Raw genomic sequence first — 21,399 nt, forward strand, 5'->3', positions numbered from 1 at the left:
GAGAATATGCATAATATGAAATTATATATAGTGGGAATAGGACTAGCCGTGATGTCACTTACGGGATGTACGGCAGGCTTTCTGGATGTGGAATCAAAGAGAGAATCTACTACCGGTAACTTCTACCGGACTGAGAGTGATGCGTGGCGAGCATTGATAGGGTGTTATGATGGCTGGCAGTGTACTACGTCGAGTCAGGCATGTGCTTTTTATTTTGCTTCGCAAATCATGGCGGACGAGTGCTTTGCCGGTATGGGAAATACTGACGCCCGTAACTATCAGGTGATAGATCGCTTCGATGCCACGCAATCTCCTTCCGATATGAACTTGCTGGAAACGGAGTGGACCAACTATTATGCGGCAGTGTATCGATGCAATGAACTTCTGGCGCATGAAGGTCAGATATCTTGGACAAGTGACCAGACGAGAAATACTTATATGGGTGAATGTCGTGCCTTACGTGCCTTGTGTTATTTCGATATGGTCCGCCTTTGGGAAAATATTCCCTTATTCACTGAACCTGTGAACGAGAACCGTGCACAGGCCAACCCGGAAGAGGTGTACAATCTTATCTTCAGCGATCTTAAGTTTGCTGCGGATAATATTCCGACAGGTGCATACCCTAAAAGTGCAGCTGCTTCGAACGACGGTCATATAACCAAGTTTGCTGCTGAAGCGCTGTTAGCTCGCGTTTACTTGTTTTATACAGGCTATTACGGCAAAGAACCGCAGGTAGAAGGTGTCACCAAAGCTTCGGTATTGCAGGGATTGGAAGATTTTATCTCTGTAGCGGAAACTGAAGGTTACGGGCTAGTTGAAGAATTCAAAAACTTGTGGCCGGCTGCTTCCACTTCATGGAGCCGAAATGCGGCGACAGGTGATTATACACAGACTATAACCTATGCCGGAAAAGGTAATAAGGAGGTGGTATTGGCACAGAAATTTAATTATACTCAAGATTATGACGGAAATAATGATGGAAACCGCTGGCTGGTCTATATGGGAATACGTAGTTATTTGAATCATGCTCCTTACGGAAAAGGATGGGGGGGATGTACGGTCAATCCCAAAATGTGGACTGTCTATGGTGCAGGTGATGCACGTCGTGAAGCTTCTATCATCAATCTGGATAGTGAAGGTATCGCCGATGATTCGGAATATGCAAAATCATATGCTGACCAACGTGAATACACCGGATATACGGTAAAGAAATATACTCCGATGTCGAAATGGGTCAAAGATGAAAAGTCCGGTGCATGGTCGCTTGTTGATGAAGTTTCCGGTTTAGGCAAAGGCGATTTCCAGATTTCACAATATCAGGATTTCATTGTGATGCGCTATGCTGATGTGTTGTTGATGGCTGCTGAATTAGGAAGTCCGAATGCACAGGCATATCTCAATCAGGTACGCCAGCGTGCTTATACGGTGAATGATGGTAAGGGAAACTTGTCGGTTTCAGGTGATTATCGGGAAGTTGCGGTCACAAAAGAAAATATAATAAAGGAGCGTATGCTGGAGTTTGCTTTTGAGGGACAGCGTTACTGGGATCTGCTGCGTCAGGGTGTGGATTATGCCGCTTCGCAGATTGCAGGCACTACGTCGGTTGTCAGCGGGGGAAATCCTGAGGATGTAAGCATTACAGCTTCGAATATTACCGGTAAGCGAGGTTTTTCTCAGATTCCGAATAATCAGATTACACTTTCGAATGGCGTTTTGAAACAGAACGTAGGTTGGTATTAAAAAATGGAAGTTATGAATAAGATTGTATCAAAGTTATATATAGCATTGCTGGCAACGCTTGTCACATTGTTGTCGGCATGTACTCCCGAAACTTATGAATTGGGAAGCCAAGATATCGTTTCGGATGATCTGGCTGAAGGAATTGCTTTTTCGATCACGCATGATGCGGTGAATCCGAATATTGTTTATCTGAAAAGTCTGATGCCTTCAAATTATCAGGTATGTTGGGAACATCCGCAAGGACGGAGTCAGAGTGCGGAAGTTAAGTTGCAGATGCCGTTTGAGGGAGAGTATAGCGTGAAGTTCGGTGTACAGACACGAGCCGGAATTGTGTATGGTCCCGCGGCAAAGTTTTCCATCGACAGCTTCTGTGCTGAATTTGTGAATGATGCTTTATGGACTTATTTGTCGGGAGGAGTCAACAATGAGAAGGTTTGGATTTTCGATAACGGCTCGTATGGCTTTGCTGCGGGTGAAGTGACTTATGCTGATCCGAGCACGACCGTAGAGTGGAACAACTGGAGTGCCAACTGGGATCCGGGCGTCGGTCATTCGGGAGATGATGCCATCTGGGAGAGTACGATGACTTTCGGTCTGACTGGCGGAGCGAATGTGACAGTTTATAATTCTTCTTCACAGAGCACAACCGTAGGTACATTTATGCTCAATGTGGACGATCATACCATCACGTTTACTGACTGTGAACTGTTGCACACGCCTTCATGGTCGGACAGAAGTACGAATTGGAACCGGAATCTGAAGTTGCTCGAACTGGATGAAAATCATCTGAGAATCGGGGTGATGCGTGACAATAGTGAAGGACCCTGGTGGTTGATATGGAACTTTGTTTCGAAAGAATATGCCGACAATTATGTGCCTGAAGATAAACCCGATCCGGAACCGGCATTGCCTGACGGATGGGAAGACATGGTATCAGAAGTCGTGACCACCGAGATCAAATGGACGATGTCGCCTGATGTTCCGTTCGACTGGGCAAATCTGGATGGTAGCCTGATGAATAACTTTACGGCCGGTAACTATCCTGATTGGGCAGCTCCGGTCAGCGGATTGGAGAAACTTGCTTTGACTTTGAATTCAAGTACGATGACATATTCCCTTATTTTGCCCGATGGTACTTCTTCGGATGGAACCTACAGTTTGGATAAAAAAGGTGTTTACACCTTCAGCTCACCTTTGCCTGCCTATCACATCGGAGGTGGTGATATTATGTTTGGAGCTGATGCTAACAACCAACTCCGTATCTTAAGTATTGAGAGTGTAGGAGGATCGGTGATGGGTATGTGGCTTGGTGCACGCAGCTCTGAAAAGGATGAATACCAGGCTTATCATTTTGTGCCCAATGCCGGGGGAAGCACAGAACCGGAGGCAACCACTATTACTGTTGACAACAATAAATTGGTGTGGGGACATCTGGAGAACGATAAGAATAATTTCCGTATCGAACTGTACAATCAATATGGTCAGACAGCGTCTGCATCTCCGGTTGATCCGGCAAGCATTGTGTTCGACTATTCAATGGAACTGACTTTCACTATTAGCGGACTGAGTGGCGATGCGGCCACCAAGGAATATAATGCAGGTCTGATGTGTACGGCAAGTGGTTGGTGGCCTAGTTATTCGGGCACGAGTGATGTAAAAGTGAAAGGCAACGGTACTTATACTATCAACATTAAACCAGAAGCGGCATATAACGGTGTAATCGTATTTGTGATTGATATCATTGATATGTTCAGTGACATTGCAGAACCGGATAAAGTGAACGTTACTATAGATACTTTAAGAATCTTGTAATTGAATGAGTATGAATAAGATTTGTAGCCTTTGGACTTATTATATTTTCTGTTTGGCAGGTGTTTTGCTTATTTCCTGTACAGAAGATGAAGTAGCGGGAACTCCTTTCATCACAGTCTCAAAGCAAGAACTGACTTTCGGTAAGAGTGGAAGCGAGACTTTACTCTATATACAATCAAATGTGTCTTATGAAGTAGTGTCGGATTCGCCGGAGTGGTGCAGCATCACCCGGCAGGAATCGGACTCAAAAAAGACTGGCAAGTATTTGGTTAGTGTAACTGCTAATCCTGATACGGAATCCCGTTCGACTACGATTAAGGTGACAGGAAGTGAAATGAATGAGGTGGTACAGGTGAATCAGCTTGCTAGTGACCTTTTAGTGGGGGAAACACACGAAGTGACAGTTGCCGGTGAAGGAGAAAACTTTTCTATTAAGATGCAGGCATCCGGAGATTATGAGATAACGATCGATGCCGGATGGCTTCATCATAACTCCTCACGTGCTCTGACTGAAAAGGTGGAGACATTTACCGCCGATCCCAACGTTGGTAATGAAGTTCGTACAGCCGTCATCACATTCATGCTGAATGACCTTATAGAATCGGTTACCGTGATTCAAAATGTTTCTTCGATACCGGAAGCAGATATGACAGGCGTGGAGAAGAATGCGATGGAATTGATGAAAGAAATTGCGATTGGATGGAATCTGGGTAATTCGCTGGAAGCTACCGGTGGAGAAACCGCTTGGGGAAATCCGGCTACTACCAAAGCCATGATTACCAAAATAAAGGAACTTGGATTTAGTGCGGTACGCATTCCTTGTGCTTGGAATGATTATCTGGCAAGTGATGGAAGCTATGAGATACAGGCGTCGTGGCTCAACCGTGTGAAAGAAGTAGTAGACTATTGTGTGGATAACGAACTGTATGTTATTCTTAATATCCATTGGGATGGTGGGTGGTTGGAGAATGATATTCCAAACGGCTATAATAAAGCTGTAGACCAAAAGCAACGGGCTTTGTGGCAGCAGATTGCCACTTTCTTTAGAAATTGTGACGAGCGTCTGATTTTTGCTGGCTGCAACGAACCGAATGTTGAGGATGCCGATGATATGGCAGTACTGCTACAGTATGAACAGACATTTGTAGATGCTGTTCGCGCTACGGGAGGGAAAAATGTGTATCGTAATCTCATAGTACAGGGACCTGCTACGGATATTGACAAGACTATCCAATGGATGGACCGGTTACCCGAAGACCCGACGGAAGGGCGTATGATTGTTGAAGTGCATTATTACAGTTCGTGGCAATTCTGCGGAATGGAGAAAGACGAGAGTTGGGGAAAGGCTTTCTATTTCTGGGGAGAAGAGAATCGCGGGTATGCTGTTGGCAATTACGAAGGTCGTTGGGACAATATTGGCGGAGAGGAATACATGAAAGCTCAATTTCAGAAGCTGAAGACCCGGTTTGTAGAACAGAATATTCCGGTACTCATCGGTGAGTTTGCGGCTATCCGTCGTCAATTGTCGGATGAAAAAGCCCAAAGAGGACATGACTTGTCGCGTGCGGCGTTCGACAGATGTGTAGTACGCCAGGCGCGTGCTCATGGACTGGTTCCATTCTATTGGGATCGTGGGGACGGTGTTTTGAATCGCAATACGTTGGACATTTATGACAATTTGGAGTATAACGGTCTGATAGAGGGACTCGCGACAGAATAGTCTGGATTAGAGTTGCTCTGTTGTTTCTATTGAGTATCAATAAACCATAAAGACGGTCTGTACGGGAATTTCCGTTTAGACTGTCTTTTTTTTGACGAGTTGCTTGATTCTGTCAAATAATCCGTAGGCTCTTTTTCTTGGCTGTTTGATAATATTTTATTTTCTTTGTACAAATCTGAAAAACATGATAAGAAAGAGCCTTTTATTGTTAGCTTTACTTTTCACTTCATGGATTGTGTCTGCACAATCCTATCTGTTCAAGCATCTGGAAGTATCGGACGGATTGTCTAATAATTCTGTAAATACTATTTATAAGGATCGTGACGGGTTCATGTGGTTTGGCACGACTGCCGGATTGAACCGCTATGATGGATATACTTTTAAGGTTTACCAGCATGCCGAGGACGAGCTGGGATCTTTGCCGGATAATTATATCACTGATATTGTAGAAATGCCTGATGGACGGTTTTGGATAAATACTGCCCGGGGATATGTATTGTTTGACAAGGAACGGGATTGCTTCATCACTGATGTTACCGGATTTATGAAGAATCTCGAATCATGGGGAGTTCCGGAACAGGTTTTTGTAGACCGGGAAGGGAATACCTGGCTTAGTGTGGCAGGTGAGGGATGTTACTGTTACAAGGAAGGCGGAAAAAGACTTTTCTTCTCGTACATGGAACATTCGTTACCGGAATATGGAGTGACACAAATGGCGGAATGCAGTGACGGGATCTTGTTGATTTATAATACAGGACTACTTGTTTGCCTGGATCGTTCCACATTAGCAGTAAAATGGCAGTCTGATGAAATCAAAAAATATATTCCGGAAGGAAAGAAGATAGAGCTTTCGCTCTTTGTAGACAGAGACAATTGTATCTGGGCATATAGTCTTATGGGAATCTGGGTGTATGACTGCGGAACAAAAAGTTGGCGGACAGACTTGACTGGTATTTGGTCGTCACGTCCGGACGTAATCATTCATACGGTGGCACAGGATATAGAAGGCAGAATCTGGGTTGGAAAGGATTATGATGGTATAGATGTGCTTGAGAAAGAAACTGGAAAAGTGACTTCTCTTGTTGCCCATGATGACAATGGACGGAGTTTGCCTCATAATACAATTTATGACTTATACGCTGATAGAGATGGTATCATGTGGGTGGGAACTTATAAGAAAGGAGTATCTTATTATAGTGAAAGTATCTTCAAGTTCAATATGTATGAATGGGGAGATATTACCTGCATAGAGCAGGCAGATGAAAATAAATTGTGGTTGGGAACGAATGACCATGGGATTCTTTTGTGGAACCGTTTTACAGGAAAGGCGGAACCTTTCTGGAGAGATGCCGAAGGACAGTTGCCGAATCCGGTTGTGTCTATGCTAAAGTCAAAAGACGGCAAACTATGGGTTGGAACATTTAATGGAGGGCTGTATTGTATGAATGGTTCCCAGGTACGTTCTTATAAGGAGGGTGTCGGAAATGCTCTGGCAAGTAATAATGTCTGGGCATTGGTGGAAGATGATAAGGGGAGAATCTGGATTGCTTCCTTAGGAGGTGGTTTACAATGTTTGGAACCGTCGTCCGGTACCTTTGAGACTTATACGAGTAATAACTCGGCTCTGCTGGAAAATAATGTTACCTCTTTGTGTTGGGGAGATGATAATACATTATTTTTCGGAACTGCTAATCAGGGAGTAGGCATGATGGATATGCGTACTCGTGAAATAAAAAAAGTTCAAGGTCAGAGCGGTAGCATGAAAATGTCGAACGATGCGGTTAATCATGTGTACAAGGATAGCCGGGGACTGATATGGATTGCTACACGTGAGGGATTGAACGTATATGATGTAAGACGCCATCTGTTTCTTGATTTATCTCCTGTTGCAGAGGCCAAAGGAAGTTTTATTGCTGCGATTACGGAAGATCAGGAGCGTAATATGTGGGTATCGACCAGTAGGAAGGTAATCCGGGTAACAGTAGCTTCTGACGGAAAAGGGAGTTACCTTTTTGATTCCAGGGCTTATAATAGTGAGGATGGATTGCAGAATTGTGATTTTAACCAGCGTTCTATCAAAACCTTGCACAATGGAATCATTGCCATTGGAGGTTTATATGGGGTCAATGTTTTTGCTCCGGATCATATACGCTATAATAAAATGCTGCCTAATGTGATGTTTACAGGTCTTTCGTTGTTTGATGAGGCGGTAAAGGTGGGACAGTCGTATGGTGGAAGAGTGTTGATAGAAAAGGAGTTGAACGATGTAGAAAATGTCGAGTTTGATTATAAGCAGAACATTTTCAGTGTATCTTTTGCTTCGGATAACTATAATTTACCGGAGAAAACTCAATACATGTATAAGTTGGAAGGGTTTAATAATGACTGGCTAACCTTACCGTTAGGAGTACATAATGTGACTTTTACGAATCTTGCCCCGGGAAAGTATGTTTTGAGAGTGAAAGCGATAAATAGTGACGGTTATGTCGGCATGAAGGAAGCGACGCTGGGTATTGTAGTCAATCCTCCTTTCTGGATGTCATGGTGGGCCTATTTGTTGTATACCATCGGTTTGGTGGTCGTGTTTTTCCTGGCACGCTACCGGATGCTGAAACGTGAACGTGAGAAGTTTCATCTTCAGCAGATAGAAAACGAGGTGGCGAAGAACGAAGAAATCAATAATATGAAATTCCGTTTCTTCACGAACGTCAGCCATGAATTGCGTACACCGCTTACATTGATTATTTCTCCTTTGGAGGGTATGCTGAAAGAAACAACCGATGAATTGCAAAGTACACGTTTGCAGTTGATGTATCGCAATGCGCAGCGGTTGTTGCACTTGGTCAATCAACTGCTCGATTTCCGTAAAGGGGAGATGAGTACTCATCAGTTGTCTCTGTCGGAAGGAGATATCATCTCGTATGTGCATAGTGTTTGCAACTCTTTCCTGTTGATGGCGGATAAGAAACACATTCAGTTCTCTTTCTTCTCGGGGATAGATACATTCTCAATGGCTTTTGATGCTGACAAGGTGGGAAAGATTGTCATGAATCTGCTTTCCAATGCCTTTAAGTTTACTCCCGAAGGAGGACGGGTGACGGTGATGATAGAGCATGTGGCTGGAACTCCTGATATGCTGGAGATTAAGATTGCCGATACCGGAATAGGAATAAGTGATGTGGATAAGGAACATATCTTCGAACGTTTCTACCAGGCGGATCATAAGGGGGTAGAGGAAACTACCGGAAATGGTATCGGCTTGAGTTTGGTACGTGACTTTGTAACTCTGCATGAAGGAGAAGTGAAGGTCTTTGATAATATAGGAACAGGCTCCGTTTTCGTTATTCAGTTTCCGGTAAAGCATGTGGAGACACAGGTGCAATTGCCGCCAGAGACAGGTATATCGATCGGGGAGGAAGAAGATAAGGAGATAAAAGAGGAAACCAGGGAGGAAACGGAACGCAAGGATTTCCCTTTGTTGCTGATAGTAGATGATAATGAAGACTTCCGTATCTTTATGCGTTATAGTCTGGAATTGCGGTATCGTGTCAAACTGGCTGTGAATGGTAACGAAGCATGGGAGATGATGCAGGAAGAATTACCCGATCTGGTTATCAGTGATGTGATGATGCCTCAAATGGATGGTAATGAGTTGTGCCGTCTGATTAAGCAGGATAAGCGCACAGCGTATATCCCTGTGATTTTGCTGACAGCACGGCAGAATACCGAAGCGAAGCTGGAAGGATTGCAGACAGGAGCGGACGATTATGTAACGAAGCCGTTCAATATGACTATTCTTGTGTTGCGTATCCGTAAACTGATAGAATTAAGCCGCTATCATCGTGTCACCCAAGGAATGATTGACCCTGCCCCCAGTGAGATTGTGATTACTTCATTGGATGAGAAATTGATAGAGAAAGCAATCAAGTATGTGGAAGATAATATGTCGCGTACCGAACTCTCGGTAGAGGAGCTTAGCCGGGAACTGGGTATGAGCCGTGTGCATCTGTATAAGAAATTACTCCAGATCACAGGAAAGACACCGATTGAGTTTATCCGCGTGATCCGCTTGAAACGGGCAGCGCAATTATTGCGTGAAAGCCAGCTTCATGTATCTGAGGTAGCCTTCGAAGTAGGCTTTAATAACCCTAAATATTTCAGTCGTTATTTCAAGGATGAATTTGGTGTTTTGCCCTCTGTTTACCAGGAAAAAGAAGGGAAATAACAAATGATACCTCTGAAAAAAACATATCGTCCGGTCACTGTTTAAAAGTTCCCCTTCTATAAAACATTAGAAGGGGAGCTTTTCATTTATAGTACTTACTTTTGCGATATGAGAAAATATATTGTTGAACCCTAAAGGTAGGTATGATTATGAATATGAAAAACATTTTCTGTTGCCTGTTGCCGGGACTTCTTTTCGGAGCATGTGCCAATAAGGTCTATGAGGAAACAGGCGATAGCGTGATAGTTAAAGTACAACAGGAAGTAACGGGAGGTCCCCGACTGGTTCGTCTGCAAGTGATGGGAGATAAATTAATCCGTGTTTCTGCTACTGCCGACAGCAAGTTTGCCGATCCGCAAAGTTTGATTGTTGTTCCGCAGGAAAAACAAATCCCATTTGCCGTCATGCAGAATGGCGATACGATTACAGTGTCTACAGAAGAAGTGAAAGCGTCCGTACTGGCCAGTACCGGAGAGGTGTGGTTTGCGGATAAAGACGGAAAGTTAATCCTGCAGGAAAATAAGGGAGGAGGAAAGACGTTTACTCCGATAGAAGTGGAAGGAACGAAAGGATATACGGTCTGTCAGGTTTTTGAATCTCCCGAAGATGAAGCGTTTTACGGATTAGGCCAGCATCAGGCGGATGAATTTAATTATAAGGGTAAGAACGAAGAACTGTTCCAGTACAATACGAAAGTTTCTGTTCCGTTTGTTGTTTCGAATAAAAACTATGGTATACTGCTGGATAGTTATTCCTTCTGTCGTTTCGGTAATCCGAATGATTACTCCCAGTTGAATCGTATCTTTAAACTTTATGATAAGACAGGCCAGGAAGGGGCGCTTACCGGTACTTATGTGCCGAAAAAAGGAGAGACGTTGGTTCGCCGGGAAGACTCCATTTATTTTGAGAATCTGAAAACGATTCAGAATCTTCCGGAGAAATTGCCGTTAATGGGGGCTAAGGTCACTTATGAAGGCGAGATAGAACCTGCTCAAACAGGAGAATTTAAGTTTATTCTTTATTACGCCGGATATGTCAAGGTCTATTTGAATAATGAACCGGTGGTGCCGGAACGTTGGCGGACTGCATGGAATCCTAATAGCTATAAGCTTGCTGTTCATCTGGAAGCAGGGAAACGTGTGCCGTTGAAAATTGAATGGCAGCCTGATGGCGGGCAGTCTTATTGCGGGCTGCGGGCATTGACTCCTGTAGATCCGGCAGAACAGGGGAAACAGTCATGGTGGAGCGAGATGGCAAAGCAGCTTGATTATTATTTTGTGGTTGGTGAGGATATGGATGAAGTAATTAGTGGCTATCGGACTCTGACCGGAAAGTCACCTGTTATGCCGAAATGGGCAATGGGTTTCTGGCAAAGTCGGGAGAAATATAATACACAAGATGAAATGTTGGGCGCACTGAAAGGTTTCCGTGATCGTAAAATCCCGGTGGATAATATCGTACTGGATTGGAATCACTGGCCGGAAAATGCCTGGGGAAGTCATGAGTTTGATAAGGCACGCTTTCCGGATCCCAAAGCAATGGTCGATTCCATTCATGCTATGCATGGGCGTATGATGATTTCGGTGTGGCCTAAGTTCTATGTTACTACCGAACATTTCAAGGAGTTCGACAAGAATGGGTGGATGTATCAGCAGTCTGTCAGGGATAGCTTGAAAGATTGGGTAGGTCCCGGTTACCATTATGGTTTTTATGACGCTTATGATCCGGATGCACGTAAACTGTTTTGGAAGCAGATGTATGAGCACTATTATCCGTTGGGTATCGATGCCTGGTGGATGGATGCCAGCGAACCGAATGTACGTGACTGTACCGACTTGGAATATCGGAAGGCTTTGTGCGGACCTACGGCGTTGGGTTCCTCTACGGAATTTTTCAATGCTTATGCACTGATGAATGCAGAAGCCATTTATGACGGTCAGCGTGGAGTGGATAATAATAAACGTGTGTTCTTATTGACCCGTTCGGGATTTGCCGGGTTACAGCGTTATTCTACAGCTACATGGAGCGGAGATATCGGTACACGTTGGGAGGATATGAAGGCACAGATTTCTGCCGGACTGAATTTTGCCATGAGTGGAATACCTTACTGGACAATGGATATTGGCGGCTTTTGTGTAGAGAACCGTTATGTAGCGGGACAGAAGCAATGGAATGCGACAAAGACAGAAAATGCCGATTATAAAGAATGGCGTGAATTAAATGCCCGTTGGTATCAATTCGGTGCATTCGTTCCTCTGTATCGTGCACATGGACAATACCCGTTCCGTGAAATATGGGAGATTGCTCCGGAAGGGCATCCGGCCTATCAATCGGTTGTTTATTATACCAAGCTACGCTACAATATGATGCCGTATATTTATTCGTTGGCAGGCATGACCTGGTTTAATGATTATACAATCATGCGTCCATTAGTCATGGATTTTACAGCGGATACCCAAGTGAATAATATTGGTGACCAGTATATGTTCGGTCCTTCATTTATGGTATCTCCGGTTTATCGCTATGGTGACCGTAGTCGTGAGATTTATTTCCCCCAGGCAGAAGGCTGGTATGATTTTTATTCCGGTAAATTCCAGCCCGGAGGAGAGAGGAAAGTAATAGAGGCTCCTTATGAGCGTATCCCGCTGTATGTGCGTGCAGGCGCTATCGTACCGTTCGGAGATGATATTCAGTATACGGATGAAAAACCGGCGGATCATATCCGTTTATATATTTATCAGGGAGCTGATGGAGAGTTTACGCTATATGAAGATGAGGGGGTGAATTATAACTATGAACAGGGTATGTACGCCATGATACCGATGAAGTATGATGAGGCTACTAAGACTTTAGTGATCGGTGAACGCCAGGGAGAATTTCCGGGTATGTTGAAGGAACGTACTTTCACTGTAGTTACGGTTAATAAGGAGAAAGCACAACCGTTTGATTTGAATGCGAAAGGAGTGACTGTGAAGTATAATGGCAGCGAGCAGACATTGAAACTGTAAGTTGAATGATAGGATTCGATGATGATTGGGAAACTGAAATATTTGATACTGGGGAGCTGTCTGATGCTGTTGGGAGCATGTAACAGTTCTTCCCCCATTTCTCCACGCGAGCGGTCTGACTTTAATGCGGATTGGCGTTTCCACTTAGGAGACGGACTACAAGCTGCACAACCCGGTTTTGCCGACAATGACTGGCGGGTATTGAATTTGCCTCATGATTGGGCGATTGAGGGAGACTTTAGCCGTGAAAATCCTTCCGGGACAGGGGGAGGGGCGCTTCCGGGTGGAGTTGGATGGTATCGCAAAACTTTTAGTGTAGACAATGCAGATATAGGAAAGATCTTCCGCATTGAGTTTGACGGAGTATATATGAATTCGGAAGTATTCATCAACGGTGTTTCGTTAGGAGTGCGTCCTTATGGATATATTAGTTTCAGCTATAATCTGACCCCTTATCTGAAATGGGATGAACCGAATGTGTTGGCTGTGCGTGTAGATAATGCCGAACAACCCAATTCACGTTGGTATTCGGGTTGTGGCATTTACCGGAATGTATGGCTAAGCAAGACTGGTCCGATACACGTAGCCGATTGGGGAACGTATGTCACGACATCATCGGTTGACAAGGGAGAGGCTGTACTGAATCTTGTTACTACTATTGTGAATGAAAGTGATACAAATGAAAATATCACGGTCTGCTCATCCTTGCAGGATGCTGAAGGCAGAGAAGTTGCTAGAACGCAGTCGGCCGGAAAAACGGAAACTGGCAGAGAAGCTGTTTTCACCCAGCAATTGACTGTAAAACAACCGGAGCTGTGGGATGTTGATACTCCTTACTTGTATACATTGGTTACCAAAGTGATGCGAAACGAGGAATGTATGGATAGGTATACGACTCCTGTCGGTATTCGTACCTTCAGTTTTGATGCCCGGAAAGGATTTACATTGAACGGTAGGCAAACCAAGATTAACGGGGTATGTATGCACCATGATCTGGGCTGTCTGGGGGCAGCTGTCAACACACGTGCCATTGAACGGCAATTGCAGATTCTGAAAGAAATGGGATGCAACGGCATACGTTGTTCCCATAATCCTCCCGCACCCGAACTGCTTGATCTCTGTGATCGTATGGGATTTATCGTGATGGATGAGGCTTTTGATATGTGGCGGAAGAAAAAAACAGCACATGATTATGCCCGTTACTTCAATGAATGGCACGAGCGCGATTTGAATGACTTTATTTTGCGTGACCGCAATCATCCTTCTGTCTTTATGTGGAGTATCGGTAATGAAGTCCTCGAACAATGGAGTGATGCTAAAGCGGATACATTGAGTCTGGAAGAGGCCAATTTGATCCTGAATTTTGGACATTCTTCTGAAATGTTGGCAAAAGAAGGAGAGGAGAGTGTCAACTCTTTGCTGACGAAGAAATTGGTAAGCTTTGTAAAAGGGCTTGATTCTACCCGTCCTGTCACTGCCGGATGCAATGAACCAAATTCCGGCAATCATTTATTCCGTTCCGGTGCACTGGATGTGATTGGCTATAATTATCATAATAAAGATATTCCTCATGTTCCGGCTAATTTTCCGGACAAGCCCTTTATCATTACTGAAAGTAATTCGGCATTGATGACACGTGGATACTACCGTATGCCCAGTGACCGGATGTTTATCTGGCCCGAGCGTTGGGATAAACCCTTTGCTGATTCTACTTTTGCCTGTTCATCTTATGAGAACTGTCATGTGCCTTGGGGAAACACTCATGAAGAAAGTCTGAAGTTAGTCAGAGACAACGACTTTATCAGCGGGCAATATGTATGGACAGGATTTGATTATATCGGAGAACCGACTCCTTACGGATGGCCTGCACGTAGTTCATTCTTTGGTATTGTCGATCTGGCAGGTTTCCCAAAAGATGTCTACTATCTATATCAGTCGGAATGGACAGATAAACAAGTATTGCATCTTTTCCCGCATTGGAACTGGACTCCGGGGCAGGAGATTGATATGTGGTGCTACTATAATCAGGCTGATGAAGTGGAATTGTTTGTGAATGGAAAGTCGCAGGGAGTGAAATGTAAAGATGCTGATAACCTGCATGTTGTTTGGCGTGTAAAGTTTGAACCGGGAACGGTGAAGGTCGTTGCACGCAGAAAGGATGAAGTGATAGCAGAAAAGGAAATTCGTACAGCAGGAAAGCCTGCAGAAATTCGCCTGATTCCTGATCGTTCTGTTCTGGCTGCTGATGGAAAAGATTTGTGTTTCGTCACTGTAGAGGTGCTGGATGAAGAAGGGAATCTTTGTCCGAATGCAGATAATTTGGTGAATTTCACAGTGAGAGGTAATGGTTTCATCGCAGGAGTGGACAATGGAAACCCGGTATCGTTGGAACGCTTTAAGGATAAAAAGAGGAAAGCATTTTATGGAAAATGCCTTGTTGTGATTCAGAATGATGGGAAACCGGGAAAAACGGAGCTGACAGCTACTTCGGAAGGGCTTCAGCAAGCCGTGGTAAAGGTCTCGGCAAAAGATTGTAAACTGTAAATGATTATTGGAATAATGAAGATATTTTTATTGACTATATGTTTCCTGTCTGTTCAGACAGGCATGGTGGCGATTGCTCAAGACAAGAAACAAACACCGGTGTATCTGGATGATGCACAACCGATAGAGGTTAGGGTACAGGATGCGCTGAACCGTATGACTGTGGAGGAGAAAACTCGTCTTAGTTATGCACAAGGGAAGTTTAGCTCCCCTGGCTGTCCCCGTTTGGGTATTCCTGAACTTTGGATGAGTGACGGACCTCACGGCGTGCGTGCCGAAATTAACTGGAATGATTGGGGATATGCCGGATGGACGAACGATAGTTGCACTGCTTTTCCTGCACTGACCTGTCTGGCAGCTAGTTGGAATCCGCTATTGGCAGAGAAATATGGATATGCCATCGGTGAAGAAGCCCGTTATCGTGAAAAGGATGTTTTGTTGGGACCGGGTGTGAATATCTATCGTACCCCGCTCAACGGGCGTAACTTTGAATATATGGGGGAAGACCCTTATTTAGCCTCGGAGCTTTGTGTGCCTTATATTCAGGGAGTGCAGAAGAATGGAGTAGCCGCCTGTGTGAAACATTACGCACTGAACAATCAGGAATTATGGCGGGGACATATCGATGTGCAGCTAAGTGACCGTGCATTGTATGAGATATATCTGCCTGCCTTTAAGGCTGCTGTGGAAAGAGGGAAGGCTTGGTCTATTATGGGAGCGTACAATAAGGTGCGCGGAACTCATGCTACTCATCATAAACTGCTGAATAATGATATATTGAAGGGAGAATGGAACTTCGACGGTTGTGTCATAACAGATTGGGGAGCTGCGCATGATACCTATGAAGCTGCCATGTATGGCTTGGATATTGAAATGGGATCTTATACGAATGGTTTGACTTCAGAATCGGAATTCGGTTATGACGATTATTACTTGGGTAAGTCTTATCTGAAAATGGTTCGGGAAGGTAAGATTCCGATGGAAGTAGTGAATGATAAGGCTGCCCGTGTGTTGCGTCTGATTTTCCGTACAGCCATGAATCGCAGGAAACCGTTCGGGGCACTGACTAGTGAAGAGCACTATCGTACGGCTTATGAGATTGCAACAGAGGGTATTGTCCTGTTGAAAAATGGAACCGGTAAGAAACAATCTGCCTTATTGCCTGTACCTCAAGGAAAATACAAACGTATTTTAGTGGTGGGAGATAATGCTACCCGTAATTTGATGTTAGGTGGTGGCTCTTCAGAGTTGAAAGTTCAGAAAGTGATTTCACCACTGGACGGTATAAAGGCCAAATTTGGTGACGGTGTGGTTTATGCACAAGGTTACACAAGCGGTCGCCCGATGTATGGACGGGCGGATGTCATTCCGCAGGTTACTGTGGATTCTTTGCGTAATGATGCGGTGGAAAAGGCGATGAATTCGGATTTGGTGATTTTTGTAGGCGGACTAAATAAGAATCATTTTCAGGACTGTGAGGGTGGAGACCGTTTATCATACGAACTTCCTTTTGCGCAGAATGAGTTGATAGAAGCCTTGTTGAAGGTAAATAAAAATCTGGTAGCAGTGATTGTCAGCGGAAATGCGGTGGAAATGCCTTGGGTAAAGGAGATTCCTTCTATTGTCCAGTCGTGGTATTTAGGCTCTGTTGGTGGGGAGGCGCTGGCTGATGTGTTGAGTGGAGAGGTGACTCCCAGTGGTAAACTTCCTTTCTCTTATCCGGTGAAACTGGAGGATTGTCCGGCTCATTTCTTTGGGGAAATCAGTTATCCGGGCGATAGCATCCGTCAAGAATATAAAGAAGATATTCTGGTTGGCTATCGTTGGTATGATACGAAGAAGGTGCAGCCACTTTTTCCTTTTGGTTATGGCATGAGTTATACTACCTTTGAGTATAGTAAACCTGTAATATCGGCTCAAACAATGAATACTGATGGCAGTATAGATGTTTCTGTAAAGGTTAAGAATACAGGAAAAGTAGCAGGGAAAGAGATTATCCAACTATACATTGGTGATGAGGAGTGTAGTGTCCTCCGTCCAGTTAAGGAATTGAAAGATTTTCGGAAGGTACAACTTCTTCCGAATGAAGAAAAAGAGGTGAAGTTTACAATCAAACCGGAAGCATTGCAATTCTTTGATGATAAACAGCGTACTTGGGTGGCAGAACCTGGAAAATTCAAGGCATACATTGCCGCCTCTTCTTCTGATATTCGCGGTACGGTGACATTCGAATATATTCAATAATAAAGTTAACGGGTTGATACACAACGCTTAGTGGATATATAGATACAGAGTGGTGGATATATATACTCACCATCGTGTATCTATATGTCCACTATGATGAGTATGTATGTCCACCAAACTGAAAGACGATGTTTTATGATTGTTTATTGAATACCCTATTTTAGTTTCTTCTGATATTCATCCGAATTCAATATTTCCAGTGCTTTTTGTATACTCTCATTCGTGGTATTCATTACCCGGAAATATTCGTTCATATCCCAAAGGTCACGGGCTATCAATGCTTTGAGCTGGGTCTTGATAAGAGGGAGCGATTTCTGATATTGCTCTTCATTGAACTTCACTCCTTCTTTCTCTCCGATTTCTTTTAGATTGGCGAGCATGTCATCATCGACTACGAATTTCTCATCAAACGATTCGAACTTCTTGTATTTGTTTGCCAACTCTTTCCGGTGTCCTTCGATAAACTGCATGGTGAATTTAATCACGGCTCCTTTGGCTACCAGATTACGGTGATAATCCGTATAAAGAGTAGTGTCGATAGGTACGAAATAATCCGGCATGATACCACCTCCACCATAGACGGTACGTCCGAGTTTTTTGGTTTGTACTTTCAGCGAATCCGGGAAATGAATACTGTCAGCATTCATCAGTTCACCGTGGTTGAAACGTTCTATCAAATCCTTGTTGTAATCAACAGTACTGTCGTACGGTTTTTGGATGGAACGACCCGATGGAGTATAATAGCGTGCAATAGTCAAACGAATCATGGAACCGTCCGGCAGGTCGATAGGACGTTGCACCAATCCTTTGCCGAAAGAGCGGCGTCCTACAATAATTCCTCTGTCCCAATCCTGTACTGCGCCACTGACAATTTCACTGGCAGAGGCTGTGTACTCATCCACCAGAATGATAAGACGTCCATTACGGAAATCTCCATTCCCTTTGGCATAGAAATCACTGCGTTTGGCAGTCCGGCCTTCGGTATATACGATTAGCTCCTTTTGTCCCAGGAATTCGTTAGCAAGGTCAATGGCTGCATTGAGATAACCACCTCCGTTTCCTTGCAGGTCGAGAATCATATCCTTCATACCTTGCTTCTGAAGACTTGTCATTGCTTTTTTGAATTCTTCGGCAGTGGTTGCTCCAAAACGGTTGATGCGGATATAACCCGTTTTAGGTTGAATCATATAGGAGGCATCGAGGCTAAGGATAGGTATCTTGTCTCTTTTCACTGTAAACAATAAAGGGTCTTGCACGCCACGACGAACGATTGTCAGATTGACTTTCGAACCTTTCGGACCACGAAGGCGCTTCATAATATCTTCCGTACTCATTTTCACTCCGGCAATGGCGCTGTCATTGACCGCAACGATACGGTCACCGGCAAGGATGCCGACTTTCTCGGAAGGTCCGTTGCTGACAGGTTGCACCACCAACAGGGTGTCTTCTATCATCTGGAATTGCACTCCGATACCCTCGAAGTTACCTTGAAGTGGTTCGTTCATCTTCTTCACTTCCTCTGCATCCGAATAAGTAGAGTGCGGATCAAGTTGTGCCAGCATTTTGATGATGGCTTCTTCTACCAACTTGTCTTCATCTACTTTGTCCACATAGAAATTGGAGATTGCAAACTCTGCCATTTGTAACTTTCGCATGGCTTCGGAACCGAAGTTCTGGGCTTGTGTGGCAACTGCCCACAAGCAAACGGATAGTATAATCGTTAGTTTCTTCATCATCTTTTCTGACTCATCGCCTATTCCCTAACGAGTGTTATTCACTCATTTTCATTCCTTTGGGAATAAACTGGCTGATATCTTTATTATAGGTTAATAACTCGCGTACAATTGTAGAGCTGACGCAAGTCAGTTCCGGTTCTGTGAAGAGCAGGATGGTTTCAATCCCTGCCAGTTTGCGGTTAATGTCTGCAATGGTCTCTTCATACTCGAAATCCTTCACCGTACGGATACCGCGGACAATGAACCTGGCCTCTACTTCCTGTGCAAAATCAATTGTCAGACAGTCATAGGACATCACCTGGATACGAGGTTCGTCTTTATAAAGTTCCCGAATCATTTCTTCTCTTTTCTCAATGGGGAAGTAGGTATTCTTGTTCTCATTGATACCGATTCCTATCACAATTTCGTCCATAAAGGTAAGTGCACGTTCCACTACCGAGTAATGTCCGATGGTGAAAGGGTCGAAAGTACCCGGGAATATTGCTTTTCTCATGATGCCAAGTCTTCTTCTATAACCAGATTGTCTATAATAAAGTTCTGTCGTTCCATGGTATTTTTGCCCATGTAGAATTCGAGTAGTTCTTTTACCGCATCCGTTTTGCGCAGTGTCACCTGCTCCAGACGCATATCTTTACCAATAAAATGTTTGAACTCATCCGGTGAGATTTCTCCCAAACCTTTAAATCGGGTGATCTCTGGATTCGGTCCTAGTTCATTGATAGCATTGATGCGTTCTTCCTCGCTGTAGCAGTAATTTGTCTTTTTCTTGTTGCGTACACGGAACAAAGGCGTCTGCAGGATATATACATGTCCTTTCTTGATGAGATCAGGGAAGAATTGCAGGAAGAAAGTAATCAGCAACAGGCGGATGTGCATACCGTCCACATCGGCATCGGTTGCTACGATTACTTTGTTGTAGCGTAATCCTTCAATACCATCTTCTATATTCAGGGCTGCTTGAAGCAGGTTGAATTCCTCGTTCTCGTAAACCACTTTTTTGGTCAGTCCGAAAGAGTTCAATGGTTTACCACGGAGACTGAATACTGCTTGGGTGTTGACATCACGACTTTTGGTGATGGAACCGCTTGCAGAGTCTCCCTCGGTGATAAAGATGCAGGAGTCTTCCTCCAGTCCTTTGCCTTTCGGATCGTTGAGGTGTATGCGGCAGTCACGTAGTTTGCGGTTGTGCAGGTTGGCTTTCTTGGCACGTTCACGGGCAAGTTTCGTTACCCCTGCAATGGCTTTACGCTCCTTTTCAGATTCTTGTATCTTTTGTTGAATTGCTTCGGCTATGTCCGCATTCTTGTGCAGGAAGTTGTCCACTTCCTGTTTGATAAAGTCGCCTACATACTTATTGACCGTTACGCCACCGGGAACCATATTGGTAGAACCCAGTTTAGTTTTCGTCTGACTTTCGAAGATCGGTTCTTCCACATTGACGGCAATGGCGGCAACCAATCCGTTACGGATATCGGTGTAGTCCATGTTCTTGTTGAAGAACTCTTTGATGGTACGGGCAATGTGTTCTTTGAAGGCACTTTGATGTGTACCACCTTGGGTAGTATGCTGACCGTTGACGAAAGAATAATATTCTTCTCCGTATTGTCCGGTATGTGTGAAGGCGATTTCGATGTCTTCCCCTTTCAGGTGGATGATCGGGTAAAGCCCGGTTGCCGTCATGTTGTCGTTCAAAAGGTCTACCAGACCGTTGCGCGACAAGATACGGTGTCCGTTATAGATGATAGCAAGCCCCGTATTGAGATACGTGTAGTTACGTAGCATTGTCTCAATAAATTCGGGCTTGAAACAGTAATTCAGGAATAGTGTATTATCCGGTTCAAAGAAGATGTAAGTTCCGTTTTCTTCTTCGGTATTCTTTGTCTCATCGGTCAGTAAGTTTCCTTTTGAGAAAGTGGCGATACGCACTTTGCCGTCGCGGTAACTGCGTACCTCGAAACGGGAGCTTAAAGCGTTGACGGCTTTCACACCGACACCATTCAGTCCGACACTTTTCTTAAATGCCTTGCTGTCGTATTTACCACCGGTATTCAGCATGCTGACAGCCTCGATGAGTTTTCCCTGTGGGATGCCTCGTCCGTAGTCGCGTACACTGACACGAAGGTTTTCTTCAACGGTAATCTCGATTTTCTTACCGGCTTGCATTTTGAACTCGTCAATACTGTTGTCAATTACTTCTTTCAGGAGGACATAGATTCCATCTTCGGCATGTGCACCGTCGCCCAGCCTTCCGATATACATACCGGGGCGTGTGCGTACATGTTCCATGTCACTCAAGTGGCGGATGTTGTCGTCAGTGTACTCTACTGCATTGTTGTTGTCTACAGGTATCAATTCGTTCTCTTCCATAGC

Annotated in this window: 10 protein-coding genes; 7 read left to right on the forward strand and 3 right to left on the reverse strand. The window is 44.3% G+C overall.

The window, feature by feature from the left end; translation table 11 throughout:
• Positions 1-6 precede the first annotated feature (6 nt).
• The 7 genes from DWZ47_RS01670 (at position 7) to DWZ47_RS01700 (ending at position 17,293) form a co-directional block, all read left to right on the forward strand.
• Complete coding sequence (locus tag DWZ47_RS01670) at positions 7-1,740, forward strand: RagB/SusD family nutrient uptake outer membrane protein (RefSeq protein WP_117512160.1); 1,734 nt, start codon at positions 7-9, stop codon at positions 1,738-1,740.
• A 12-nt stretch (positions 1,741-1,752) separates the two neighbouring features.
• Positions 1,753-3,552 carry a hypothetical protein gene (locus DWZ47_RS01675; protein WP_229097354.1) on the forward strand — a complete coding sequence of 600 codons (1,800 nt, stop codon included), beginning with the start codon at positions 1,753-1,755 and terminating at the stop codon, positions 3,550-3,552.
• Between the two features lie 10 nt (positions 3,553-3,562).
• Positions 3,563-5,272 carry a cellulase family glycosylhydrolase gene (locus tag DWZ47_RS01680; RefSeq protein ID WP_117512237.1) on the forward strand — a complete coding sequence of 570 codons (1,710 nt, stop codon included), beginning with the start codon at positions 3,563-3,565 and terminating at the stop codon, positions 5,270-5,272.
• 184 nt (positions 5,273-5,456) lie between these two features.
• Positions 5,457-9,497, forward strand: coding sequence for a two-component regulator propeller domain-containing protein (locus DWZ47_RS01685; protein ID WP_117512162.1), 4,041 nt, complete (start codon positions 5,457-5,459; stop codon positions 9,495-9,497).
• A gap of 143 nt (positions 9,498-9,640) precedes the next feature.
• Positions 9,641-12,505, forward strand: coding sequence for an alpha-xylosidase BoGH31A (locus tag DWZ47_RS01690; protein WP_182281597.1), 2,865 nt, complete (start codon positions 9,641-9,643; stop codon positions 12,503-12,505).
• A gap of 18 nt (positions 12,506-12,523) precedes the next feature.
• Positions 12,524-15,049, forward strand: coding sequence for a glycoside hydrolase family 2 TIM barrel-domain containing protein (locus DWZ47_RS01695; protein ID WP_117512163.1), 2,526 nt, complete (start codon positions 12,524-12,526; stop codon positions 15,047-15,049).
• A 15-nt stretch (positions 15,050-15,064) separates the two neighbouring features.
• The gene (locus DWZ47_RS01700) at positions 15,065-17,293 is read left to right on the forward strand and encodes a glycoside hydrolase family 3 C-terminal domain-containing protein (protein ID WP_117512239.1); all 2,229 of its coding nucleotides are present in this window, start codon (positions 15,065-15,067) and stop codon (positions 17,291-17,293) included.
• A 155-nt stretch (positions 17,294-17,448) separates the two neighbouring features.
• Here the strand turns inward: DWZ47_RS01700 and DWZ47_RS01705 are convergent, their stop codons facing one another.
• Genes DWZ47_RS01705 through DWZ47_RS01715 form a run of 3 tightly spaced genes read right to left on the reverse strand, consistent with a single transcriptional unit; the run spans position 17,449 to position 21,396 of the window.
• Entirely contained in the window at positions 17,449-19,026 is a 1,578-nt protein-coding gene (locus tag DWZ47_RS01705; RefSeq protein ID WP_004323980.1) for a S41 family peptidase, read from the reverse strand.
• A 37-nt stretch (positions 19,027-19,063) separates the two neighbouring features.
• A complete protein-coding gene (coaD, locus tag DWZ47_RS01710) occupies positions 19,064-19,522 on the reverse strand; it encodes a pantetheine-phosphate adenylyltransferase (protein WP_004298426.1) in 459 nt (152 codons plus the stop codon).
• Complete coding sequence (locus tag DWZ47_RS01715) at positions 19,519-21,396, reverse strand: DNA topoisomerase IV subunit B (RefSeq protein WP_004302623.1); 1,878 nt, start codon at positions 21,394-21,396, stop codon at positions 19,519-19,521. The genes coaD and DWZ47_RS01715 overlap by 4 nt, the downstream gene beginning before the upstream one ends.
• Between the last annotated feature and the right edge of the window lie 3 nt (positions 21,397-21,399).

It is taken from the genome of Bacteroides sp. AF32-8BH (assembly GCF_003435205.1).
Taxonomy (GTDB): domain Bacteria; phylum Bacteroidota; class Bacteroidia; order Bacteroidales; family Bacteroidaceae; genus Bacteroides; species Bacteroides ovatus.